Consider the following 23,895-nt stretch of genomic DNA (forward strand, 5'->3'; position numbering starts at 1 on the left):
GTACAAGCGGCAGCGTTCCGCCATCGAGGTGAAATTACTTCTTGGCGTTCTGGTTCGCCACCGGTTCGCCCTTGACGCGCACGTCCGAGATCGTCGAGCGCAGCGCCGTCACCTTGGTTCCGCCGCCAAGGTCGATCTCCAGCTCATTGTCGTCGATCACCTTGGTCACCTTGCCGACGAAGCCGCCGCCGGTCACCACCGTATCGCCGCGGCGCACCGCAGCCAGCATTTCCTGCCGCTTCTTCAGCTGCGTGCGCTGCGGCCGGATGATCAGAAAATACATGATCACGAAAATCAGGACAAACGGCAAAATGCTGATGAACATATCTGGCGAGGAGCCGACTCCTTGGGCGTATGCCGGTGTGACGAACATCGAGAAACTCCTGGATGATTGAAAACCGCCCGGGGCGGCCCCGCAAAATTTGGGCGGAATATAGTCGGTAAAGTTGCCAATGCAACTCCGCGATCAGCCGAATCCGTTGCTTTTCCAGCCGTTTGGCGCGTGCTAGAGCGTCGCAGCCGGGAGCCGTCTGGAGCTGGCCGAAAGAACCGTGCTCCAACAAAAGCTTGCAGTTGGTTCTTGGTGGGTGGACATGGAACCCGCTTCACGTTGCGGGCTGCCAAAACGAGAAGACCGGAAATGACCGATAGCCTTGGTGCCTTGAACAAGAAGCTCGACCGCCTGATCGAGGCGGTCTCCCGCCTCGCCCCGCCGCCCGTTCCCGAGACCGAGCTCGGCGTGGCCGACTGCTTCGTATGGCAGGCCGACCCGGGTTTTCTGGAGCCGGTGCGCAAGGTCAACCGCGTCGACATCGGCCTGATCCGCGGCGTCGACCGGGTCCGCGACATCCTGCTCGACAACACCGAGCGCTTCGCTTCCGGCTTCGCCGCCAACAATGTGCTGCTCTGGGGCGCGCGAGGCATGGGCAAGTCGTCGCTGGTCAAGGCCGTGCACGCCAGGGTCAATGCCTCGGACAAGCTCGACCGGCCGCTGAAGCTGATCGAGATCCACCGCGAGGACATCGACACGCTGCCGAAGCTGATGGCACTGCTGAAGGTGGCGCCCTATCGCTTCATCCTGTTTTGCGACGATCTCTCCTTCGATCACGACGACACGTCCTACAAGTCGTTGAAGGCAGCGCTCGAAGGCGGCGTCGAGGGCCGGCCGGCCAATGTCATCTTCTACGCCACGTCGAACCGGCGGCATCTGTTGCCGCGCGACATGATCGACAATGAGCGCTCCACCGCCATCAACCCGTCGGAAGCCGTGGAGGAAAAGGTGTCGCTCTCCGACCGCTTCGGCCTGTGGCTCGGCTTCCACAAATGCTCGCAGGACGAGTATCTCGAGATGATCGACGGCTATGTCCGCTATCACGGCCTCGCCATCGACCCCGAAACGCTGCGCGCGGAAGCCCTGGAATGGGCAACGACGCGTGGCAGCCGCTCCGGCCGCGTCGCCTGGCAATTCACGCAGGACCTCGCGGGCCGCCTCGGCAAGCCGCTCAAGGATTGAGGCGAGAGGGACCGACCACTGAAAAAGCCCGCTCCTGGCGGAGCGGGCTGAAGCCGGCGGGCCGGACTGGAGGTCAGGCGGCCTGCGATTTGTTCTTGTTCTATTCGAGATAGCCGCTCGGATCGACCGGGGCTGAATTCTTGCGCACCTCGAAGTGCAGCTTCGGCGAGTCCGTCGTGCCGCTCATTCCGGACAGCGCGATCTCCTGACCGCGCTTGACCTTCTGGCCGCGCTGCACCTCGATCGAGCTGGCATGGCCGTAGACAGTGACCAGGCCGTTCTCGTGGCGCACCAGCACGGTGTTGCCGAACTCCTTGAGACCGTCGCCGGCGTAGATGACGACACCGTTCTCGGCCGCCTTGATCGGCGTTCCTTCCGGCACCGCGATATCGACGCCGTCCTTGCCGGAGCCGAAGCCGGAGATGACGCGGCCGCGCACCGGCCAGCGCATCTTGCCGATGCCGGTCGCGTCCGGCGCCACCGCATCGTCGCTCTCGGCCTGCTGGATGACCTTGGCGTCCTTCTTCGGCGGCGTGTAGGAGGCGAGCGTTTCCGACGGCGTGGTCTTTGCCGGCGGCTGCGTGGTCGCCGTCGTCACCGGATCGACGGTTGCCTTGGCGGCAGTCGCAGCCGGCTTGGCGGCCGCGACCGCGGCGGTGCCGCCGGCAGGAACCTTGAGCGTCTGGCCGATCTTCAGCAGCCCGTCCTTCATGCCGTTGGCCTGCTTGAGCGCCGTGACGCCGACGCCGGTCTTGCGGGCGATCGAGGACAGGGAATCGCCCTGCTGGACGGTATAGGTGCCGCCGGCGCCGGCCGGCTTGGCCTCGGCCACCTGCGGCGCGGGCTTGGCGTCCTTCGAGCCGGCGGCCGCCGCCGATGCATCGACAGGCGCGGCCGACTTGCCGTCCTTGAGCTTTGGCTGCTGCGGCAGCACGGCCACCTTCTCAGGCGCGCCTGCGGGCTGCTTCGGGGTGTTGGCTGGCTTGCCGGCGTCGGTAACCTTCGGCTCGCCCTTGCTCGAATAGGCATAGGCCGGGATGACGATCTTCTGGCCGGACCTGATGCCCTTGTTGGCATCGAGCCCGTTGACCTTGATGATCGCATCGGCCGGCACATGATACTGTCGCGCGAGGCCCGAAATCGTCTCGCCTTCCCTCACCACGATCTCGGTCGCGTGCGGTGCCGCGCTCGCGTTGCGCACGGCATCGGGCTCGGCCGTCTTGAACGGCTTGGCGGCCGGCGCGACAGTGCCGGTGGCCGTCTTGTCGAGATGCGGCGCGGCGGGAGCCGGCGCGAGTGCCGGGACCGAGGCGGTGCGCATCGGCTTGGCGGGCGCCGCGGCCGGCTGCGAGGGCGGCGGCAACTGCTGCGACGTCACCGGCTCGAGGCTCGAGCGGCTCACCGACTGGGTGTGCGTGCCGTCGACAGGCGCCGGCGCGACCGTGTCGCCCGGATAGGGCTGGTCGGCGCTCTGCTTGTTAATGATGGCGCGCTGGTTGTTGGTGGACGAGGTGAAGACGTCGTCGACACCGTTGAAGCGCATGGCCTGGGAGCTGCATCCGGCGGCAGCGCCGGCGATCATGAGGACGGCGCAGCCACGCGCCAGATTGCGTCCGTTTGCCTTCAAAACACTGAATTGCATCGCAGTAACCCGCACAGACCCGGTACAAACTGGTCATGATTAAAGCGCGTTAATGTTACTGCGGGGTTAACCCATTAGAATCCGACGAAAATTTTCTTAAAACTTCTTGGGCGCCTTGGGACGGGCTGAGATTCAGGTCAGGCCGAGTCGAGAATGGTAGTTCCGGGAACCGGAGCGAAGCGTACTTAAAGTACGTGAGCACCGGCCTACGCCGGCCGTCGCCTTTGCTGCGCAGTGACTGCAGTAACTCATGAGTGCTTTGGCCGGCGAAGGCCGGAAGCGCAGGAGACTGCCGTTCGCAGACCGGCATCACCTGAATATCGGCTCGTCCCTAGATGACCGCGGCGACGCTGCGCAGGATCGGCTGCAGCCTGACCATGCCGATGTCCTCGCGCTCGAAACGGCTGCCGACCTTGGTGAGCTTGGCCAGCACCTGCTCGCCCTCCTCCGGACCGATCGGCGCAATGACCACGCCGCCGCTCGACAACTGGTCGAGCAGGAAGCGCGGCAGGCTGTCGAACGCCGCCCAGGCGATGATGCGGTCAAATGGCCCTTCGTTGGGCAGACCATTGGAACCATCGGCCTGGCGCGCGATGACATTGCTGATGCCCAGCGCCTCGAAACGCTGCTTTGCCTGCTCGATCAAGGTCTTGTAGCGGTCGATGGTGACGACGCGCGCGGCAAGCCTGGACATCGCGGCAGCCGTATAACCCGACCCGGTGCCGATCTCGAGCACGCGGTTGCCCGGCTCGATGGCCAAAGCGGCGATCACCGCCGCTTGCAGGTCCACGCCCTCGATCGCTTCGCCGCATTCGATCGGCAGCATGCCCTCCGACCAGGCTATCGAATGGAATTGCGCGGAAAGGAAGCCTCGGCGCGGCGTCGCTTCGAAGGCGGCGACCAGCGCCTTCGGCGCCGTGCCCCTGCCCCGCAGGCGGAGCAGGAAAGCGGCAAAACCTTCGCGTTCGTCGATGGCTGTGTTCATGCCAAAACCTTATTCATGACAACGCCTTGGTCAGCTGGTCGCGGAGTTCATGGGCGGTGAGGTCGAGCTGCAGCGGCGTCACTGACACCAGCCGGTTGCGCAGCGCGTGAAGGTCGGTGCCCTTCTTGCCTTCGACCGGCTCGCGGCCGAAGCGCAGCCAGTAGTAAGGCAGGCCGCGGCCATCGCGGCGCTCGTCGACCCAGAGGCTGTGCACGAGCTTGCCTTGCGAGGTGACAACCGTGCCCTCGATTTCGTCGGGTGCGCAGTTCGGGAAATTGACGTTGAGCAGCACGCCTTCCGGAAGCGGCGTCGCGATCAGCCTTTTCAACAGCGCCGGGGCCAGCGCCTCAGTCGTCTCGTAGGGAACGACGCGGTCCTCGCCGACATAGGAATAGGCCTGACTCACCGCGATCGAGCGGACGCCAAGGAGCGCGCCCTCCATGGCGCCGGCGACGGTGCCCGAATAGGTGACGTCGTCGGCGATGTTGGCGCCGGAGTTGACGCCCGACAGGATGAGGTCGGGCGGCCCGGGCAGGATCTTTTTCGTGCCCATGATGACGCAGTCGGTCGGCGTTCCGCGCACGGCATAGTGCTTCTCGCCGATCTTCCTCAGCCTGAGCGGCTCCGAGATCGACAGCGAATGCGCGTAGCCGGACTGATCCTGCTCGGGCGCTACCACCCAGACGTCATCCGAGAGCGTGCGGGCAATGCGTTCGAGCGACGCCAGCCCCTCGGCATGGATGCCGTCATCGTTGGTCAGCAGGATGCGCATGAACTCATTTCGATTCGATCTTGGCGAGACCACCCATGTAAGGCCGCAGCACTTCAGGAATGGTTACGCTGCCATCCTCATTCTGGTAGTTTTCGATGACAGCAATCAGAGCGCGGCCGACCGCCGTGCCCGAGCCGTTCAACGTATGGACGAAACGGTTGCCCTTGCCGTCCTTGTCCTTGTAGCGGGCATCCATGCGCCTGGCCTGGAAGTCGCCGCAGACCGAGCAGGACGAGATTTCGCGATAGGCGTTCTGTCCCGGCAGCCACACCTCGATGTCGTAGGTCTTGCGCGCGCCGAAACCCATGTCGCCGGTGCAGAGCGTCACGGTGCGGAACGGCAGGCCGAGCCGCTTCAGCACCTCCTCGGCGCATTGCGTCATGCGTTCATGCTCGGCCAGCGAGCTTTCCTGGTCGGTGATCGAGACCAGCTCGACCTTGTAGAACTGGTGCTGGCGCAGCATGCCGCGCGTGTCGCGGCCGGCGGAACCCGCTTCCGAGCGGAAGCACGGCGTCAGCGCCGTGTAGCGCAGCGGCAGCCTTTCATGCGGCGTGATCTCCTCGCGCACGAGATTGGTGAGCGGCACTTCCGCCGTCGGGATCAGGCCCAGGCGTCCGTCGCCATGTGGCGTGAAGAACAGGTCTTCCTCGAATTTCGGCAGCTGGTTGGTACCGAAAAGCACCTCGTCGCGCACCATCAGCGGCGGGATGATTTCCTCATAGCCGTGCTCGTTGGTGTGCAGGTCGAGCATGAACTGGCCGATCGCGCGTTCCATGCGCGCGAGCTGGCTCTTCAGCACCGTGAAGCGTGAGCCCGACAGCTTGGCTGCCCGCTCGAAGTCCATCATCCCGAGCGCTTCGCCGATCTCGAAATGCTCCTTCACCCAGTTCGGGCGCGCCGGCACCTCGCCGACGATGCGCTTGACGACATTGTCGTGCTCATCCTTGCCGACCGGCACGTCCTCCAGCGGAACATTGGGCAGCACCGCAAGCGCGTCGTTCAGTGCCTTGTCGAGCTCGCGCTCGCGCGCCTCGCCGTTCTGGATGAACGCCTTGATGTCGCTGACTTCGCCCTTGAGCTTCTCCGCAAGCGCGGCGTCGCCAGAACGCATGGCGTTGCCGATCTCCTTCGAGGCGGCATTGCGGCGCTCCTGCTTGACCTGCAATTCGCTGAGATGCGCGCGGCGCGCCTCGTCGCTGGCGATCAGATCGTCGACGGTGGACTGCGCGTCGCCAGCCGACCACGAGCGCTTCACAAGCGCCTCGACAAGGGCCTTCGGGTTGTCGCGAATCCATTTGATGTCAAGCATGGTCTGAACGCTCCTGGCTGAGGCCAGAGGGCGTAAACCGCATCCGTCACCGATGCAAGACGGCGGTTAGGCGGACTGCCGTGATTTTCCCGGCCTTGGCGGTTCAGTCTAGGTTGACGGGGCGTCCGGCGTATTGCCGGCGACAGAGCTGCCTGCGTCCTGCTGCTCGCGTGCCAAGCGGTCACGTGCCTGGCTGCGCTCGATCATACGTGAGGACCAGATTGCGACCTCGTAGAGAATGATGGTCGGGACGGCGAGGCCGCACTGGCTCAAGGGATCGGGCGGCGTCAGCACCGCGGCAACCACGAAAGAAAGGACGATCGCCCATTTGCGCTTGTCGGCCAACGCCTGCGACGACAGCAGGCCGACGCGCGTCAAAAGGCTGGTCACCACCGGCAATTGGAACACCAGGCCGAAGGAGAAGATCAGCGTCATGATCAGGCTGAGATACTCCGACACCTTCGGCAGCAGCGATATCTGCACCTGGTCATCGGTGCCGACCTGCTGCATGGCGAGGAAGAACCACATCACCATCGGGGTGAAGAAGAAATAGACCAGCGAGGCGCCCATCAGGAACAGGATGGGCGACGCGATGAGGAACGGCAGGAAAGCGCTGCGTTCGTTCTTATAGAGGCCCGGCGCGATGAACTTGTAGATCTGCGTGGCGATCAGCGGAAATGCGATCACCATACCGCCGAACATGGCGAGCTTCACCTGGGTGAAGAAGAACTCCTGCGGCGCGGTGTAGATCAGCTCGACCTTGTGCGGATCGAGCCCTGCCCATTGTGTCGCCCATTTGAAGGGGATGACCAAAAGGTTGAACAGGCGCTTGGCGAAGAAAAAGCAGACGAGAAAGGCGACGAAGAAGCCGCCCAACGACCAGATCAGGCGGCGGCGCAGCTCGATAAGGTGCTCGATCAGCGGCGCCGACGACTTCTCGATTTCTTCCCTTTCCTTGTCCGAAACGCTCACTTGGCGGCTCCCGCCGTCTTCTTGGTGTCGGCGGCCTTCTTTGTGGCCGGCTTCTTCGCCGCAGCGGGCTTTGCCTCGGCCTTGGGAGTCAGCTTCTTGGCGGGCGCGGCAGCCCTTGCTGAGGCCGCCGACGGTTTAGCCGACGCTTTCACGGCCGGCGCCTTGGATGCTGCTGTTTTCGCCGCGGCTCCGGGAGCCTTTGCCTTGGAGGTCGCTGCCTTTTTCGCCGGCTGGGCCGGCACTGCGGTCTCGACCGCTGAAGCGGTCACGGAGGCGTCGGTCATGGCCGGAAAGACCGGCGCGGCCGGCGCAGCTTCGGTTCTCGTAACACCGGGCATTTCCGTCGCGCCGTTCTTGAGCGGCTCGGCCGCCTGCAGCTCCGATGCAGCCGGATCGGCCGGTTTCGGCTTCATCATCGTATCGACGCCGGCGCGCACATCGGCCGCTGCCTGCTCGAACGGATTGAGCTGCTTGCGGACTTCGGTCATCGGATTGAGGCTGCGAAGGCTATCGATCGAACTCTTGACGTCGTCGAGTTCGGCTTCCTTCAGGGCGTCGTTGAACTGCTTCTGGAAGTCAGCCGCCATGGCGCGCAATTTGGCCGCGGTGCGGCCGAAAGTACGCAGCATGCTGGGCAAATCCTTCGGCCCGACGACCACGATCATGACGACCGCGATCACCAGCAGTTCGCTCCAACCGACTTCGAACATGGCAATCTATTCCAACAAGAGCTGTTCCAAGGAGAGCCCGGGGCTCAGCTCTTGCTGACCTTTTCCTTGCCCGGCGAAACGGTCTCGTCGGCACGGTGCTCGACGGTGCGCTTGTCGTCAGCGTCGTCGTCCGCCATGCCCTTCTTGAAGCTCTTGATGCCCTTGGCCATGTCGCCCATCAGCTCGGGGATCTTGCCGCGGCCGAACACCAGAAGCACGATGACCAGCACGATCATCCAATGCCAAATCGAAAACGAACCCATAACAATCTCTCTCGAATGTTTTCCCTCGGCGATGATCTATGCGTTTTCGCCCGGGGATTCAAACATAACCGCAATGAAGTTGATAAAATGGCTGGCGGATGTCACGCACTTTCGGCGTGAGCGCCTTGCTACGAATCCGCGCAGGCTCTCCGCATAGACAATGCACAGCCGTTTTTGCGCTCAATCTTCCGTGACGCGCGGCGTGAGCAGCCCGAGTTCCTCGAGGTCGATATCCGTCAGCGCATCCTCGTCCTCGGCCAGCGCCTCCGGATCGGATGGCGGCACCGGGATCGAGAAATTAGACGGCATGCGCGTCGACAACAGCCCAGCACCCTTCAGCTCTTCCATGCCGGGCAGGTCGCGGATCTCCTCCAGCGCAAAGTGATCGAGGAAGGCGTCGGTCGTGCCATAGGTCACCGGCCGTCCGGGCGTGCGCCGCCGACCGCGCATCCTGACCCACTCCGTTTCCAAGAGTGTGTCCAGCGTGCCTTTGGAGGTCTCGACGCCCCTGATGTCCTCGATCTCGGCGCGCGTCACCGGCTGGTGGTAGGCGATGATGGCCAGCACCTCGAGCGCCGCACGGGAGAGCTTTCTCTGCTGCACCGAGTCCCTGCTCATCAGGAAAGCGAGATCGCCGGCGGTCCGGAACGCCCAGGCGTCGCCGACCCGCACCAGGTTCACCCCGCGCTTGGCGTAGATTTCCTGCAGATCGGCCATCGCCGCCGCGATGTTGAGGCCCTCGGGCAGGCGTGCCGCGAGTTGCCTTTCGCTAACCGGCTCGGCGCTGGCGAAGATGATCGCCTCGGCCATGCGGACGGCTTCCGACAATTGCAGCCGTTCGGCGGGGTTCTCGAGGGAACCCTGTTCAGTCATCTCGTCTTCCGGTTCGTCGTCGACCTTGAACGGGATGACCGAAGCGTTGGCGCGTTCGCTCATGATACCACCTCGACTGCCCTGACCTCTTGCGCGCGGCCGCGCAGATAAAGCGGCGCGAAGACCTGGTCCTGCCGCACTTCCAGCTTGCCCTCGCGCACCATTTCGAGCGTGGCCGCGAAGGAACTCGCCACCGCAGTGCGCTTCTCCTCCGGAGCCGCCAGATATTCGATCAGGAAGCTGTCGAGCGCCGTCCAGTCGCTCAGCGTGCCGACCAGCCTTGCCAGCACCTCGCGCGCGTCCTTCAGGGACCACACGGCGCGCCTTGCGATCGTCACGTTGTTGATCGCCTGCCGCTGGCGCTGCTGCGCGTAGGCGGTCAGAAGATCGTAGAGCGAGGCCGAATAGGTGTTGCGCTTCTCGACGATCACCATTTCAGGCATGCCGCGCGCGAACACGTCGCGGCCGAGCCGGTTGCGGTTGACCAGCCTTGCCGAGGCATCGCGCATCGCCTCAAGCCGTTTCAGCCGGAACTGCAGCACCGCCGCCAGTTCCTCGCCGCTTTCGCCCTCTTCGCCCGGCTGTTTCGGGATCAAAAGCTTCGACTTGAGGAAGGCAAGCCACGCCGCCATCACCAGATAGTCGGCCGCAAGCTCGAGCCTCAGCTCCCTCACCTTCTCGATGAAGGCCAGATACTGCTCGGCAAGCGCCAGGATCGAGATGCGGGCGAGATCGACCTTCTGGTTGCGCGCCAGGTGCAGGAGAAGGTCGAGCGGCCCCTCGAAGCCGGCGACATCGACCACCAGCGACGGATCGCCGGTAAGGCGTGAATCGTCGTTCTCGGCCCACAGACGGTCCATCGGTGCGGCCTTCGCGGCCTTGCTGTCCAATGTTTCCGCCACTTGCCCTTCTATCCCCTTCGGTTCAGGCCACCGCTTCGAAATAGGTGGCGAATTCCGCGCGTATCGCGCTTTCGTCCGCGACATCGCGGTTCTTTATATAGGTCAGCGCCCGCTCCGCTCTCGCCAAGGACTTGCCTGCGAGCGCCGTCGTGCGCGACGCGATGCCGGACATTTCCTCGAAAACGCCGTTGCAGTGAAGGACGAGATCGACGCCGGCCGCAAGGATCGCGGCCGCCTTTGTCGGGAAATCCCCAGAAAGTGCCTTCATCGACGTGTCGTCGCTCATCAAGAGCCCGTCGAAGCCGATCTCGCCGCGGATCACCTCATTGACGACCTTGGCCGAGGTCGTTGCCGGATTGGCCGGGTCGACGGCGCTGTAGACGACATGCGCCGTCATCGCCATCGGCAGGTGGTTGAGCGCCTTGAACGGGGCGAAATCATGTCGCTGCAATTCGGCGAGCGGCGTGTCGACCGTCGGCAGCGCGAAATGCGTATCGGCAAAGGCGCGGCCATGTCCGGGAATGTGCTTCATTACCGGCAGGACACCGCCCGACATCAGGCCTTCGGCCGACGCCCGGCCGAGCTCGATCACGGCGCTGGGCTCCTTGCCATAGGCACGAGCGCCGATGACGTCGCTGGCACCTTCGACCGGCACATCGAGCACCGGCAGGCAATCGGCGGTCACACCATGCCGAAGGAGGTCGAAGGCATGCAGTCGCGCCAGCAACCATGCGGCGCGGCGGCCGGCCTCGCGATCGTCGCGCCAAAGAGCGCCGATCGCGCCGCCTGCGGGATAGTTCGGCGCCAGCGGCGGCCGCAGGCGCTGCACCCTGCCGCCTTCCTGGTCGATGAAGACCGGAGCGTCCGGCCGGCCGACGCAGTCGCGCATCGAGGCCACCAAGTCGCGGATCTGTTCGGTCTCGCTGACGTTGCGCGCAAACAGGATGAAGCCCCAGGGGCGTTCGTCGCTGTAGAAACGGATTTCCTCGGGAGTGAGCGATTTCCCGGCGCAGCCGAGGATCATGGATTTTGATTCGGTCATGGATAGAACCTTAGGGCTTTGGGAACGCAAAGGGAATCACCCCTGCCCGCGGCCGCCTGAATGCCCGGAGCCGTCCACAACGAAAAGCCGGCGCCGCCCCGCGGCGGCGCCGGCTTTGAAAGGTCCAGCGTGATCAGCGCGACACGAAGCAGGTGCCACCGGCCGCCTTGTAGCTGGTGCACAGGCTGATCGCGTCGTTGCGCGACTGCGCCGGCACGCGGACGCGATAGAAAGTGCCCTTGCCGGCGATCTCCGCCTTGACGATGTTGGCTGTGCGCCCGGCGAGCACGCTGCCGTAGCGGCGCTGCAGGTCCTGGTAGGTCGACTGGGCGCTTTCAACCGTCGGCTGCGAGGCGATCTGCATCGACCACGACCCGCCGCCGGCGGAGGCTGTCGCCGGATCGATGGAGGCGACCTGGTCGGGCTTGACCTCGCCGACGATATCGACCGGCTGGTCGGACGGGCGCGGCGGCGCCACCGGCACCTTCGCCGGCGTGTTGGTCGACTGGGCCTTGGCTTCGGCCTTCGGCGCGGTGACGGGCTTCGCCGGCTTGGCGATCTCACCCTGGCCGGAATCCGCCTGATCCGGCGTCTGCTCGGCGGCCGACGCGACGGTACCGGTCGGTTGGCCATCGCCCTGCCCGGCCGGAGCGACATGCTGCGGCTCCGGATCGGCCGGCTCCGTCGCCGCGACTTGCGGCGCGGCAGGAACCGGATCCTCGCGCGGAACCAGCGAGCCGTCAGGCTTCACCATCATGGTCTTGACCTTGCGCGGCGCAACGGCGACCACGTCGTTGCTGGTCCCCTTGTCGGCCTCCTGCAGCACCTGGGCGATGCGGTCTTCCGATTTCGGCGCCGGCGCGGCCAGCTTCGCGCTGTCGGGCGCCGCGGCCTGGGTGCCAGCCGGCGCCGCGGCTTCCGGACCCGACGCTGCCGCGCTCGGATTGCCCGCTGCATCCGTGCCCGGCGCTGCATCGGTGTCGTCAGGCGAAAGATCGACGATCCGGCTCTGCGGCGGCTCCTTCGACGCCACGTCGATCGGCTCCTCGGTATTGGTCACCAGTTTCTGCTGCACCGGCTCTGCGGGCTTGGCCGTCCCACCCTTGGCCACGGCGTCATAGACCTTGTTGTCCTGGTTCGGCACCACCGTGCCGCCCGGGTTTTCCGGCTTGACCTTGATCGGCGAATTGTCGGCCTTCACGATCACCGGCGCTTCGCTGCCGCCCTTGCCGCCAAAGGAGAAGGCAAGAGCGCCGAGACCGCCGGCGATCACCACGGCACCGACAAGCGCGGCAACCATCATGCCCCGGCTGCGCGGCTTCGCGGCTTCGCGTTCGGCAAGGCCCGGCACGGTCATCGCCTCGTCGAGTTCGGGATCGTAATCGAGCTCGTCGGCGGCGAATTCGTCAGCCTGCGAAACCGGGCGACTGCCGGGCAAATCGTCCGCATCGAACGCGCTTGCGGCCGCGGCATAGGACGGGGCCGCCGGAGCGGCGGGCGTCTCGGCGCGCAGCTCGTGACGATCATAGCCGGTCTTGAATCCGGTGTTGTAGGATTCGTCCTCGTAGCCGCGGCTCTGCACCGGAGCAGCCGCGATCTCGGTCGCGTTCATCTCGCTGAGCAGGCCCGCGAATTCGGCATCGAGATCATCATAGGCGGGTGCCGCCGGCTGATCCTCCTCGAAGCTGAGCTCCGGGATATCGAGATCGTCGGCCAGCGCCACCACGCGCTCCGGCACGTCGACCGTCTCGACATCGGGCATTTCCTCCTCATGGCGAGGCGGCGGCGCCGAGGTTGGCTTGGCGAAGGTGGAATAATCCTTCGCCGGCTCGTCACGATAGGCAGGCACCGCCATCTGCGGCGCCGGCTCGGTGTAGTCCGAATAGTCCCTCACCGGCTCGTCACGATAGGCGGGAGCCGCCATTTGCGGCGCCGGAGTCGCCGCCTGTGGCGCGAACGACGCCTGCGCAGGCGCGGCAACCGGGTTCACGCGACTCCATGATCGTGACGGCGCATCCTGCTCGATGCCCTTGACCAAGGCGGCATCGAAAGCCTCGTCGTCGAAATCGATGCTCGGTTCGGCATCCTGTTCGGCTGCTTCGAAGCCCTGCCGGTCGAGTTCGCCGGCGAGCTGCGTATCGAGATCGGCATCGGCGAGCTGAACGGCCTGCTCGTCGCGCGCAGGCTCATGCTCGTCGAGATCCCAATCGAGATCGTCGGCAGCGACGGCAGCCTGCTGGCCGGTGTGGCTGGCCGGCTGCGGCGCCAACGCGGGTTCTTTGGCGACTGGAGCGGGGGCGACCGGAATAGGAGCGACCGGGGCCGGCGCAACCGGAATGGGCCGCGCGGTCATGGCGCCGAGCAGCGCGTTGAGTTCGTCTTCCAGGCTCCGCTCGCCGGCGGTCGCAGCCGGCTTGGCGGGCTCGACCGTCGCTACCGGCGCTACCAGCGGAACCGGTGCCGTCACGGCCGGGGCAGGCTGAGCGAAAGACGGCTCAGCCGCGGCCGAGGGCTCGACAGCGGGAACTTCCGGTTCCTCGGCCAGGGCGTCACCGAAGTTGAGCTCGAAATCGTCTTCAAGGACCTGATCGGTTGCGCCCTGCTGGTCAGCGACGGGTTCGGGTTCGACGGCGGCGGCCTCCGGCTCGGCAAGGGCGTCACGGAAGCTGAGCTCGAAATCGTCTTCGAGGACCGGCTCCGCGACCTCCTCGTGATCGGCAACAGGCTCCTGATCGGCGGCGGGTTCGGGATCGGCGGCGAAATGCGCGACTTCTGCAGGCGCCTCGACGGCCTGCGGCTCACCGTCATCGACCGACAGCTCCTCTTCCAGGATCAGGCCCTGCGCCTGATTGGGGTCCATGTCGACATCGGCCATTGCCTCATCGAACTGGGCCTCATCGAATTGGGCCTCGTCGAATTGGGCCTGATCGAACTCGCCGTCGAAATCTTCGCCGGCGATCGGCTGGTCGGCAACGGCGCGAGCCTCGATCGGCTGAACGTCGGCGGCTTCGGGCTGCTCGATCTCGCGATCATCGAACGCCAGCTCGTCCTCAAGCGACATCTGGACCGCATTGTCGAAATCGGCGTCGAGTGCCGTCTCGGCCGCAGGTTCGACAGCCGCCGCGGCGCTGTGGCCCGTGTCGCGGTCTGTCCGGAATCCTTCATCCAGCGAAGCCGCCATTTCCTGGTCGATGGAAACGTCGTCCTGAAGTGGGGAGACTTCCAGGGAACTCGCGACCGCGTGGTCGAAATCATCGTCGAAGGCGGTGTCGGCGGCCGGCTCAGGCGCACTGGGTGTGGCAAAGTGGGCGTGATCGGCCGCATCGTCAAAGACGAAATCCTGTTCAAAGGAAGCGGCAAGCTCGTCCTCGGTGAGAGCGGCATCGGCGGCTTCGTAAGCCGGTTCGTGCTGGACTGCCTGCTGCGGAACCTCGGCAGCGTCGAATTCGCCCATCAGCTCCTTTTCGAGGTCGATGTCGAAATCGGCAGCCTTCGCAGTCTGGTTTGCGGGCGCGGCCTTTGCGGCCACCGGCGTCTGCGGCCTGACCGGCTGACGCGGGTCGAAACCCATGATCCGGGTCAGTTCCGCGAACGGATCGTCTTCGGAGATGTGGTTGTTTGCTGCTGCTTTCAGCTGGGTTCTGTCTGCCATTATTGTTCCCGAACTCGCACACAGTCGGACGCCATGGACGTCGCGCAGGGTTGGCCCTTACCAGCGCAATGTGGGCAAAAGGTGACAGGTGTTTTAGCAAAACCTAACGCATTTCGGTAGGTGCATCAGCTCCTATCAGCGTCAGGCCGGAGGTCAAAACATCCGAAACAGCCTGCACCAGCCCTAGTCTGGCATGCGTCAATTGTGGGTCGTTAACCTTAACAAAACGTAAGTCTGGGTTGTCGGTGCCCCGATTCCAGTGTGCGTGGAAGCTGGACGCCAGATCGTAGAGGTAGAATGCCAGCCGGTGCGGCTCCAGCGCAAGCGCCGCGGATTCGATTAGCCGGGGATATTCAGCCAGCTTCCGGATCAGGCCGATCTCGCCCTCATCCGTCAGCGAAGCAACCGAGGCCACAAGCCGGTTGCGGTCGAAATTCGCCTCGCCCAGTTGCTCGCTCGCCTGCCGGAACACCGAGTGGCAGCGCGCCGAGGCGTACTGGACATAAAACACGGGATTGTCCTTCGACTGCTCGGTGACCTTGGCGAAGTCGAAATCGAGCGGCGCGTCGTTCTTGCGGTAGAGCATCATGAAGCGGATCGGGTCGCGGCCGACCTCCTCCACCACGTCGCGCAGCGTGACGAAATCTCCTGACCGTTTCGACATCCGCACCGGTTCGCCGTCACGGAACAATTTCACCAACTGGCAGAGCAGAACCGTGAGCTTGACCGTGTCGCCGGCGACGGCCCGCGCCAGCGCCTCCAGCCGCTTGACGTAGCCGCCATGGTCGGCGCCGAGCACATAGATGAGATCGACGAAGCCGCGCTCGACCTTGTCCTTCAGGTAGGCGACGTCGGCCGCGAAATAGGTGAAAGAGCCGTCCGACTTCACCAGTGCCCGGTCCATGTCGTCGCCGACCGCGGTCGACCGGAACAGCGTCTGCTCGCGGTCTTCCCAGTCGTCCGGCTTCTCGCCTTTGGGCGGCGGCAGCTTGCCCTTGTAGATATGCCCTTTGAGCGTCAGGTCGGCGATCGCCGCGCGGATCTTCTTGGCGTTGTCGGCGTGCAGCGTGCGCTCGGAGAAGAACACGTCGTGATGCACGTTAAGCAGCGCCAGATCCTCGCGGATCATCGCCATCATCGCGTCGACCGTGCGGTCCTTGACGATCGCCAGCGCTTCCTCTTCCGGCATTTCCAGCAGGCCGAGGCCGAACTCCTCGGCCAGAGTCTGGCCGACCGGAACCAGATAGTCGCCCGGATAGAGGCCTGGCGGGATCTCGCCGATGTCTTCGCCGAGCGCCTCGCGGTAGCGCAGCATGGCTGAGCGGCCGAGCACGTCGATCTGCGAGCCGGCGTCGTTGATGACATATTCCTTGGTCACATCGTAGCCGGCGAAGGCCATCAGGTTGGCGAGCGTGTCGCCGACAACGGCGCCGCGGCAATGTCCGACATGCATCGGGCCGGTCGGATTGGCCGAAACATATTCGACATTGGCCTTGCGGCCGCCGCCGATCCCGGAGCGGCCATAGTTGCGGCCCTCGCCGAGCAGCGCCGCGAGATGCGCCTGCCAGAACCCGTCCCTCAGCCTGAGATTGACGAAGCCCGGCCCGGCGATGTCGGCTGACGCGATATCGGCATCGGCGCGCAGCGCCTCGGCCAGCCTTTCCGCCAGAGCGCGCGGGTTCTGTCCAGTGGGCTTCGCCAACACCATGGCAGCATTGGTGGCAAGATCGCCGTGGCTGGCGTCGCGCGGCGGCTCAACCGCGATGCGCGACAGGTCGAGCGGCCCGCCATCCTTGTCCTTCAGATCGAGGGCTTCGACAGCTTTTACGATCCGCGCGTTGAAATCGGCGAAGATATTCATTGGGTGTGCTCTGGGCTTTAAAGAGGCGACCGGCTGCCTGGCCGGCAAAATCGTGGCTCGCCCTAGCTCAAATCGGGCGTATGGTCAAACAGACGCCTGTGCTCCTTCAGCGCATAGGTGTCGGTCATGCCCGCCAGGAAATCGGCAACGCTGCGCGCCTTGATGCGGTCTTCCGCCCGGTCGAGCCCTTCGCGCCAGCCGTCCGGCATGGCGCGCGGGTCGGCGAAATAGACATCGAACAGGTCACGCACGATCTGTTCGGCGTCGGCCCGCACGCGCATCACTTCCGCGTGCCGGTAGAGATGCTTGTAGAGGAAGGCTTTCAACTCCTTCTCTTCAGCCGCCATGCTGGCTGAGAAGGTGACTATCGTTTCGCCCGCCGCCCTCACCGCATCGGCGCTGCCAGGCTCGAGGCGCTCGATATTGGCTTTGGCCGATGTGATGACATCCTCGACCATCAAGGTGATCTGCCGTCGCATCAGCTCGTGGCCGGTGCGCACGTCATCAAGCTGCGGATAGCGGGCGCGCACGCTCTTCAGGATCGAACCCGGCAGGCCGACATCCTCGAGCATGTCGAGCGTCAGGAAACCGGCGCGCAGGCCGTCGTCGATGTCGTGCGTGTTGTAGGCGATGTCGTCGGCGATAGCCGCGCATTGGGCCTCGATGCCGGCGAACCGGTCGAGCTCGAGGTCGTGCAGTTCGCAGTAGTCGCGGATCGCCTGCGGCACCGGGCCCTTCAGCCCCTTCCCGCTTGCGTCGGTAAGCGGCCCGTTGTGCTTGACCAGCCCCTCCAGCGTTTCCCAGGTGAGGTTCAGCCCGTCGAAATCGGCATAGCGCCGCTCGAGCCTGGTTACGACTCGCAGCGACTGCGCGTTGTGATCGAAGCCGCCCCAGGCGGCCATCCTCTCGTTCAGCGCCTCCTCGCCGGTGTGGCCGAAGGGTGTGTGACCGAAATCGTGCACGAGGGCGACCGCTTCGGCGAGATCCTCGTCGCCGCGCAGCGCGCGCGCCAGGGCGCGGGCGATCTGCGCCACCTCGATCGAATGGGTCAGCCTGGTGCGGTAGTGGTCGCCTTCATGCGCGACAAACACCTGCGTCTTGTGCTTCAGCCGGCGAAAGGCAGTGGAGTGGATGATGCGGTCGCGGTCGCGCTGGAACGGCGTGCGGGTCGGACTTTCCGGCTCGTCGAACAGCCGGCCGCGAGAGTGCGCCGGATCGCTCGCATAGACGGCGCGCGGCCGATAGCCGAATCCGATATCGCCGAGAGCATCCTTGCCCATGCGCCCACCAGTTGACTTGCCCCCGCCCGCTTCATACCTATCATAGGAAACGGAAAGCAAGGTGACGCCGATGGGCGCGGATGCCAAGACTGCCATGAAGGTCGAGATGACCGAAGCCGCCGCGAAGCGGATCGCCAGGATCCTGTCTGGCGAGCCGGGCAAGACGGCGCTGCGCGTCTCCGTCGAAGGCGGCGGCTGCTCCGGCTTTTCCTACAAGTTCGATCTCGTTGACAGTCGCAACGACGACGACGTCGCCATCGAGAAGGATGGTGCGACGATCCTGATCGACGACCTCTCGCTGGTCTATATGGGCGGCTCGGTGATCGACTTCGTCGACGACCTGATGGGCCAGTCGTTCCAGATCAGGAACCCGAACGCCGTCGCCTCCTGCGGCTGCGGCACCAGCTTCTCCATCTGACTTCCTATGCCTGCGATCGGCGCGGTCCGCCAGGTCGCGCTGTCGGCCGGGCGCGATCTCGATACGACGCTGGCCTTCTGGCGCGATGTGCTCGGCATGAGCGTGCATGCGCGTTACGATCCTCCGGGTATTGCCTTCATCATGGCCGGCGGTGTGCGGCTGTTCTTTGCCGACGGCGTACCGCCGGGCACCGTCTATCTCGACATTGCCGGTCTCGAGGCTTTCCATGCCGAGGCGAAAGCCGCCGGTGTTCCGTTCACCGCGCCGCCGTCGCTTGTCCATCGCGATACCGAGGGCCATTTCGGCCCGGCGGGGGAAAGCGAGTGGATGGCCTTTCTAAAGGACCCCGCAGGCAATACGATCGGCCTCGTCGAGCGCCTTGCGCCGGAAGAACATTGAGGTCCCCATGAAGATCGTCACCTGGAACATCAACGGCGTTCGCGCCCGCATCGGCAACCTCACCCACTGGCTGACCGAGAGCGCGCCCGACATCGTCTGCCTGCAGGAGATCAAGACCCTCGACGATCAGTTCCCGCGCGCCGAGATCGAGGCGCTGGGCTACAATGTCGAAACCAACGGCCAAAAGAGCTTCAACGGGGTCGCCATCCTGTCGAAGCTTCCCTTCGACGAGGTCAATCGCGGGCTGCCCGGCGACGATGCCGATGACCACGCGCGCTTCATCGAAGGCGTCTTCTCGACCGATAAAGGGGCGCTGCGCGTCGTTTCCCTCTATCTGCCGAACGGCAATCCGATCGATGACGAAAGGAAGTTTTCCTACAAGCTGTCATGGATGGCCAGGCTGGAGCGCTGGGCGCAAGAGCGGCTCATGCTCGAGGAAGCGCTGGTGATGGCCGGCGACTACAACGTCATCCCCGAACGCGCCGACGCCAGGTTCCCCGACAACTGGGTTGGCGACGCGCTGTTCCAGCCGCAGACGAGGCAGGCCTTCCGCCGGCTGAAGAACCTCGGCTTCACCGAGGCGGTGCGCGCCGTCACCGATTCTCCCGATGTCTATACCTTCTGGGACTATCAGGCCGGCGCCTGGCAGAAGAACAACGGCATCCGCATCGACCATTTGTTGCTGTCGCCTGAAGCGGCCAACCGATTTTCCTCGGCCTCAGTCGAGAAACACGTGCGCGCCTGGGAAAAACCCTCCGACCACGTTCCGGTTGCTATCAATCTCGCCTTACAGCCGGCATAGGGCGCCGGCAAACCGTCAAGAACCCTGATATCGCCACAAATCGCGCGTTTGATGCGGATTGTTGCGGGGGTTCGATGGCGATCCGATCTGTTCTTTGCCCGATTGGCCTTGCGCTGGCGCTCGCGCCGGCGCCGGTGGTCGCCGCCCCGGCATGTCTTGCCAACGGCAAATCGTTCGAGGTCGGTGAGACGGCCTGTCTGACCGTTGGCGGCAAAAGTCACCTTGCCCGCTGCGACATGGTTCTCAACAACACGTCCTGGACGAAGATCAAGGACGAGTGCCCCGGAGAGGTTCCGAAACCACATCCGACGTCGATCTCGACGCCAGCGTCCGGCCCGGTGCCGACGGAGCCGACCGAGAACTGATTTTCTTGATGCGGGAGATGCGCAGCCGGGCCGAGGATTCGTAATCGGCCGCGCCGCTTACTGGTCGCCGTTGTTGCCTTTGGTCAGGATGTCGTCGGCCAGCGAAATCGCCGTGCGCCGGTCGGCTTCGCCGGCAGCGGCGAAGGCCTCCTCCTGCATGCTGCGGATCCAGGGCTGGTCGGCCGGCGGAGCACGCTCAAGCGCGGCCGTCATCATCGCCAGGCCGCGCACGACCTTGCCGCTCTGGAAAAGGAGATTGCCGAGCGTCGCCTGCGCGCCGGCGTGACCCTTCTCGGCCGCGAGCTGCAGCCAGCGCCCGGCCTGCTTGACGCTGGCCTTCACGCCGCCCTCGCCCTTCAGGAACATCTGGCCGATCTCGAACTGGGCGTTCGGATTGCGGTAGTTGGCGGCGGCGCGCATGTAGTACTCCTGCGCCGCGACCTCGTTTTCCTCGACCGGGCTGCCTGGAATGCCTTTGCGCAAATAGTCGCCGAGCGCGACAAGCGCGTCCGAGACATAGCTTTCCTCAGGCGAGCCGGGCTCGACATCCTGGTCGACGATTTCCGAGAAGAACTTGAAGGCCGCATAGTCGTCACGCGCCACGCCGTCGCCCTCGGCATACATGCGCGCAAGCTTCCAGGTTGCGCCGATCTGGCCATTCTCGGCGGCGTATTTATAGGCCTCGACCGCCTGGTCCTTGTGGCCGTTCTTGTAAGCGGAGAAACCGAACTGGAACACCGCCCACGGGCTCGATTGCGGCTTCACGCCGGTCTTGTCGTCGAACACCTTGTCGTCGAAGGCCATGGCTTGCCCGACGGCGCCCAAGGTCGCGACAGCGACCAGTGCCGGCAAGACAAATGACCTCAACACCTCAAATATCCGCATAGCAGTGTGTTTCTTTCGCGCCGCCCGGATGGGTGACCGCGCCGTCGCGGGCCGATCCTACGGTCTGCGCATATTTCCAGATCGCGCCGGACTGATAGTCGGTCTTGCGCGCCTTCCAACTCTTTGCCCGCGCCGCCAGTTCGGCATCCGACAGCGCCACCTCGATCTTGCCTTTCACGGCGTCGATCGAGATCACATCGCCATCCTTGATGAGCCCGATCGGTCCGCCGACCGCCGCCTCCGGCCCGACATGGCCGATGCAGAAGCCACGTGTAGCGCCTGAAAAACGCCCATCGGTGATCAGCGCCACCTTGCCGCCCATGCCCTGGCCGTAGAGCGCTGCCGTTGTTGACAGCATCTCGCGCATGCCCGGCCCGCCGCGCGGCCCCTCGTAGCGGATGACGAGAACCTCGCCTTCCCGGTAATTGCGCTGCGTGACCGCTTCGAAGCACTCTTCTTCCGAATCGAAGCAGCGCGCCGGGCCTGAAAATTTCAGTTCCGACATGCCGGCGACCTTCACGATCGCGCCTTCGGGAGCAAGATTGCCCTTCAAGCCCACAACGCCGCCTGTCTTGGTGATTGGCCGATTGGCGGGACGCACAACATCCTGGCTGTCATTCCAGGCTACGTGCTCCATGTTTTCGGCCAAAGTGCGGCCGGTGACCGTCATGCAGTCGCCGTGCAGATAGCCGTGGTCGAGCAGCGTCTTCATCAAGAGCGGAATGCCGCCGGCCTCGAACATGTCCTTGGCGACATATTTGCCGCCTGGCTTGAGATCGGCGATGTAGGGCGTCTTCTCGAAGATCGCCGCCACGTCGAAAAGATCGAACTTGATGCCGGCCTCATGCGCGATCGCCGGCAGGTGCAGCGCCGCGTTGGTCGAACCGCCGGTGGCGGAGACGACGGTCGCGGCATTCTCCAGCGCCTTGCGGGTGACGATGTCGCGCGGCCGAATGTTCTTGGCGATCAGTTCCATGACCTTTTCGCCCGAAGCGAAATTGAAGCGGTCGCGCATCTCGTAGGGCGCCGGCGCGCCGCAGGAATAAGGCAAGGCCAGGCCGATCGCCTCGGCGACGGTCGCCATGGTGTTGGCGGTGAACTGGGCGCCGCAGGAGCCCGCCGACGGGCAGGCTGCCTGCTCGATCTCGAGCAGCTCGGCATCCGAGATCGATCCGACCGAATGCTGGCCGACCGCCTCGAACACGTCCTGCACCGTGATCTGCCGGCCGCGATAGCTGCCGGGCAGGATCGAGCCGCCATAGATGAAGATCGAGGGCACGTTGAGGCGCACCATCGCCATCATCATTCCGGGCAGCGACTTGTCACAGCCGGCGAGCCCGACCAGCGCGTCATAGCAGTGGCCGCGCATGGTGAGCTCGACCGAATCGGCAATGACCTCGCGCGACACCAGCGACGACTTCATGCCCTGGTGGCCCATGGCGATGCCGTCGGTGACGGTGATGGTGCAGAATTCGCGCGGCGTGCCGTTGGCGGCCGCCACACCCTTCTTCACCACTTGCGCCTGGCGCATCAGCGAGATGTTGCAGGGCGCCGCCTCGTTCCAGCAGCTGGCGACGCCGACCAAAGGCTGCGCGATCTCGGCCGCCGACAATCCCATGGCATAGAGGTACGAGCGATGCGGCGCGCGCTCCGGACCGACGGTCACGTAGCGGCTGGGCAGCTTGGCCTTGGAGATCACCCTGGCGTCCATACTCGTCCTTGCCGCACACCCCGCGGCCGGTCCCATCGCCGGGCCAACCTGGCACGCATCCCGAGACCTATTCGAGTTGCTCCGGGTTTATGGCGGGAAATGGGCAGTTCCCTCGACCTGACTTCTAGCGCAGGGGTTGTTCATAAACTGTTGCTAAAACGTCACAATCGTGAAGGGCACGGTTTGTGACGCGAATTTGCAACGTAGCATCGGCCGATCGGGCCAGGCGGTTGATTGCACAACGAAAAAGGCCGGGCATTGCCCGGCCTTTTTTCTAGAAATCTGCGGAATCCTAGAACTTGATCTTTACGCCGCCCGAAATCGCGGTGACCAGATCGTTGCCGAAGTCGTAGCTGACGTCGGTGCCGGCCGTATACCCGTTCTCGTCGGTCAGAGTACCGGAATGGCCGCTGGTCATAACGCCAATGGCGCCAGCCAAGCGCAATTCGATGTTCGGCTTCGGGGTATAGGCAACGCCGCCGCCGAGCGTCCATGTATCGGTTTGCGAGCCATAACCATGCGAGGTGCCGCGATCCCACGTCAACTGACCAGCGGCGCTCCACTGATCGTTGAACTTGTGACCGATACCGCCGGAAACGGTCCAGCCGTCGCGATACATCAAATCAAGCGACGTTGGCCGGATGAGTGGATTCGTCACCCCGCTGTTACATGCGAAGCCGAACGCCTTCGAGGCATCCGTACAAATCGGAACAATCTGCAGAACGCTCCAATTCACCCATTTGATCGAACCGAAGGCAAGCCAACCTGGCGCGATACCGGATTGCAGTTTTAGTTCCAGTGAATCGGGCATGGACTGCGTTGGGGCATAAATGTTGGTAACAACACCACCGACGTTCAACGTGCCGTCGATATTGTCCAGCTTTACCTGAGAGTTGTAGACGAGGCTGGCGCGCAGCGCGATATCCGGGATTTCATAAGCGATGCCCGCACGCCATCCCCAGCCGCTGCTGTCCAGATCCACGCGGCCAATTGTTGTACCCAGGAATGGGCTCGCATAGCTTTCCTTGAAGCCGTAGACTTCCTGGTAGAAGACGCCACCGATAAAGCGAAGCTGACCCTTGCCAGCGTCCATTTTATAGGAGCAGGTCGCGGCATAGTTGTTGCTCTTAATATCGGTTTCGATGTTTGAGTACGAGCCGTTCCAGATGCCGGGGGCGGTATGCGCACCCCAAGGCTGCGAATAATCGACCATACAGTCGACGCCTTGGACGATCTGAGCCTTCGCACCGATGCGCGGCACCCAGTAGTTCTCACTGTCGTTCGCTGTGCTGCTGACTGTAAGACCGGCACCGCTGGTATCCACCGCGTTCTTAAGCTTACGGTTCGGCATCACGTAAGTCGCTTCCGCTTCCGTGGCGAAAGGCGCCGGATCGAACAGCAGGTCGATGTCGTAGCCGCCGCGCTCAAGGCCGCCGGCATGCGCCGGATGCATTGCCGCACCGATAAGAGCCAGCGAAAAGCACCCTGCCCCCAGCAGTGCTTTGAGCCGCAGAATATCCATGAAAATCCCTCCCCGAA

The 23,895-nt window shown here is 64.3% G+C and carries 23 protein-coding genes; 6 read left to right on the forward strand and 17 right to left on the reverse strand.

The features are described 5' to 3' along the window. Positions 1-34 precede the first annotated feature (34 nt). Positions 35-373 (reverse strand): preprotein translocase subunit YajC, encoded by a 339-nt coding sequence (gene yajC, locus EN853_RS11420; protein ID WP_127859917.1) that lies wholly within the window; start codon positions 371-373, stop codon positions 35-37. A 267-nt stretch (positions 374-640) separates the two neighbouring features. Here yajC and EN853_RS11425 point away from each other — a divergent pair, with 267 nt between their 5' ends. Further along, positions 641-1,513 carry an ATP-binding protein gene (locus EN853_RS11425; RefSeq protein WP_127859916.1) on the forward strand — a complete coding sequence of 291 codons (873 nt, stop codon included), beginning with the start codon at positions 641-643 and terminating at the stop codon, positions 1,511-1,513. A gap of 100 nt (positions 1,514-1,613) precedes the next feature. Here the strand turns inward: EN853_RS11425 and EN853_RS11430 are convergent, their stop codons facing one another. From EN853_RS11430 to EN853_RS35280, 11 genes are all read right to left on the reverse strand, one after another. Then, positions 1,614-3,155 carry a LysM peptidoglycan-binding domain-containing M23 family metallopeptidase gene (locus tag EN853_RS11430; RefSeq protein WP_127859915.1) on the reverse strand — a complete coding sequence of 514 codons (1,542 nt, stop codon included), beginning with the start codon at positions 3,153-3,155 and terminating at the stop codon, positions 1,614-1,616. A 331-nt stretch (positions 3,156-3,486) separates the two neighbouring features. Next, complete coding sequence (locus tag EN853_RS11435) at positions 3,487-4,140, reverse strand: protein-L-isoaspartate(D-aspartate) O-methyltransferase (RefSeq protein WP_127859914.1); 654 nt, start codon at positions 4,138-4,140, stop codon at positions 3,487-3,489. 13 nt (positions 4,141-4,153) lie between these two features. Further along, entirely contained in the window at positions 4,154-4,912 is a 759-nt protein-coding gene (surE, locus tag EN853_RS11440) for a 5'/3'-nucleotidase SurE (protein WP_127859913.1), read from the reverse strand. Between the two features lie 4 nt (positions 4,913-4,916). Continuing rightward, on the reverse strand, positions 4,917-6,221 hold the full coding sequence (gene serS, locus EN853_RS11445; RefSeq protein WP_127859912.1) for a serine--tRNA ligase: 1,305 nt from the start codon (positions 6,219-6,221) through the stop codon (positions 4,917-4,919). Positions 6,222-6,329: 108 nt separating this feature from the next. After that, positions 6,330-7,193 carry a twin-arginine translocase subunit TatC gene (tatC, locus tag EN853_RS11450; RefSeq protein WP_127859911.1) on the reverse strand — a complete coding sequence of 288 codons (864 nt, stop codon included), beginning with the start codon at positions 7,191-7,193 and terminating at the stop codon, positions 6,330-6,332. Further along, complete coding sequence (gene tatB, locus EN853_RS11455; protein ID WP_127859910.1) at positions 7,190-7,903, reverse strand: Sec-independent protein translocase protein TatB; 714 nt, start codon at positions 7,901-7,903, stop codon at positions 7,190-7,192. The genes tatC and tatB overlap by 4 nt, the downstream gene beginning before the upstream one ends. Positions 7,904-7,947: 44 nt before the next feature. Continuing rightward, complete coding sequence (locus tag EN853_RS11460) at positions 7,948-8,166, reverse strand: twin-arginine translocase TatA/TatE family subunit (protein ID WP_042644741.1); 219 nt, start codon at positions 8,164-8,166, stop codon at positions 7,948-7,950. Between the two features lie 180 nt (positions 8,167-8,346). Further along, complete coding sequence (gene scpB / locus EN853_RS11465) at positions 8,347-9,102, reverse strand: SMC-Scp complex subunit ScpB (protein ID WP_127859909.1); 756 nt, start codon at positions 9,100-9,102, stop codon at positions 8,347-8,349. Continuing rightward, complete coding sequence (locus EN853_RS11470; protein WP_127859998.1) at positions 9,099-9,899, reverse strand: ScpA family protein; 801 nt, start codon at positions 9,897-9,899, stop codon at positions 9,099-9,101. The genes scpB and EN853_RS11470 overlap by 4 nt, the downstream gene beginning before the upstream one ends. A gap of 64 nt (positions 9,900-9,963) precedes the next feature. Beyond that, the gene (gene nagZ / locus EN853_RS11475) at positions 9,964-10,983 is read right to left on the reverse strand and encodes a beta-N-acetylhexosaminidase (RefSeq protein WP_127859908.1); all 1,020 of its coding nucleotides are present in this window, start codon (positions 10,981-10,983) and stop codon (positions 9,964-9,966) included. Positions 10,984-11,116: 133 nt separating this feature from the next. Further along, positions 11,117-13,252 (reverse strand): SPOR domain-containing protein, encoded by a 2,136-nt coding sequence (locus tag EN853_RS35280; RefSeq protein WP_348631568.1) that lies wholly within the window; start codon positions 13,250-13,252, stop codon positions 11,117-11,119. Here EN853_RS35280 and EN853_RS35285 point away from each other — a divergent pair. After that, positions 13,172-14,755: a hypothetical protein gene (locus EN853_RS35285; RefSeq protein ID WP_348631569.1), complete on the forward strand. Its 1,584-nt coding sequence runs from the start codon at positions 13,172-13,174 to the stop codon at positions 14,753-14,755. The two genes, EN853_RS35280 and EN853_RS35285, sit on opposite strands and share 81 nt — an antisense overlap. Here the strand turns inward: EN853_RS35285 and argS are convergent. Both argS and EN853_RS11490 read right to left on the reverse strand, forming a co-directional pair. After that, complete coding sequence (argS, locus tag EN853_RS11485) at positions 14,739-16,496, reverse strand: arginine--tRNA ligase (protein ID WP_127859906.1); 1,758 nt, start codon at positions 16,494-16,496, stop codon at positions 14,739-14,741. The genes EN853_RS35285 and argS overlap by 17 nt on opposite strands. 62 nt (positions 16,497-16,558) lie before the next feature. After that, a complete protein-coding gene (locus EN853_RS11490; protein ID WP_127859905.1) occupies positions 16,559-17,776 on the reverse strand; it encodes a deoxyguanosinetriphosphate triphosphohydrolase in 1,218 nt (405 codons plus the stop codon). Between the two features lie 70 nt (positions 17,777-17,846). On the opposite strand from EN853_RS11490, the gene erpA reads away from it, so the two are divergent. The 4 genes from erpA (at position 17,847) to EN853_RS11510 (ending at position 19,760) form a co-directional block, all read left to right on the forward strand. After that, positions 17,847-18,194: an iron-sulfur cluster insertion protein ErpA gene (gene erpA / locus EN853_RS11495; protein ID WP_127859904.1), complete on the forward strand. Its 348-nt coding sequence runs from the start codon at positions 17,847-17,849 to the stop codon at positions 18,192-18,194. Between the two features lie 6 nt (positions 18,195-18,200). Beyond that, positions 18,201-18,593, forward strand: a complete 393-nt coding sequence (locus EN853_RS11500) for a VOC family protein (RefSeq protein ID WP_127859903.1) — start codon at positions 18,201-18,203, stop codon at positions 18,591-18,593. 7 nt (positions 18,594-18,600) lie between these two features. After that, positions 18,601-19,395, forward strand: coding sequence for an exodeoxyribonuclease III (gene xth, locus EN853_RS11505; protein ID WP_127859902.1), 795 nt, complete (start codon positions 18,601-18,603; stop codon positions 19,393-19,395). A gap of 74 nt (positions 19,396-19,469) precedes the next feature. Continuing rightward, positions 19,470-19,760, forward strand: coding sequence for a hypothetical protein (locus tag EN853_RS11510; protein WP_127859901.1), 291 nt, complete (start codon positions 19,470-19,472; stop codon positions 19,758-19,760). Positions 19,761-19,817: 57 nt separating this feature from the next. Here the strand turns inward: EN853_RS11510 and EN853_RS11515 are convergent, their stop codons facing one another. The 3 genes from EN853_RS11515 to EN853_RS11525 all read right to left on the reverse strand — a co-directional run bounded on the left by EN853_RS11515 (position 19,818) and on the right by EN853_RS11525 (position 23,878). Further along, positions 19,818-20,645, reverse strand: a complete 828-nt coding sequence (locus EN853_RS11515) for a tetratricopeptide repeat protein (RefSeq protein WP_127859900.1) — start codon at positions 20,643-20,645, stop codon at positions 19,818-19,820. Continuing rightward, positions 20,632-22,356 carry a dihydroxy-acid dehydratase gene (gene ilvD, locus EN853_RS11520; protein ID WP_127859899.1) on the reverse strand — a complete coding sequence of 575 codons (1,725 nt, stop codon included), beginning with the start codon at positions 22,354-22,356 and terminating at the stop codon, positions 20,632-20,634. Before ilvD ends, EN853_RS11515 begins: the two co-directional genes overlap by 14 nt. A gap of 292 nt (positions 22,357-22,648) precedes the next feature. Further along, entirely contained in the window at positions 22,649-23,878 is a 1,230-nt protein-coding gene (locus tag EN853_RS11525) for an OmpP1/FadL family transporter (protein ID WP_127859898.1), read from the reverse strand. Positions 23,879-23,895 lie beyond the last annotated feature (17 nt).

It is taken from the genome of Mesorhizobium sp. M1C.F.Ca.ET.210.01.1.1, from assembly GCF_004791585.1.
GTDB lineage: Bacteria > Pseudomonadota > Alphaproteobacteria > Rhizobiales > Rhizobiaceae > Mesorhizobium.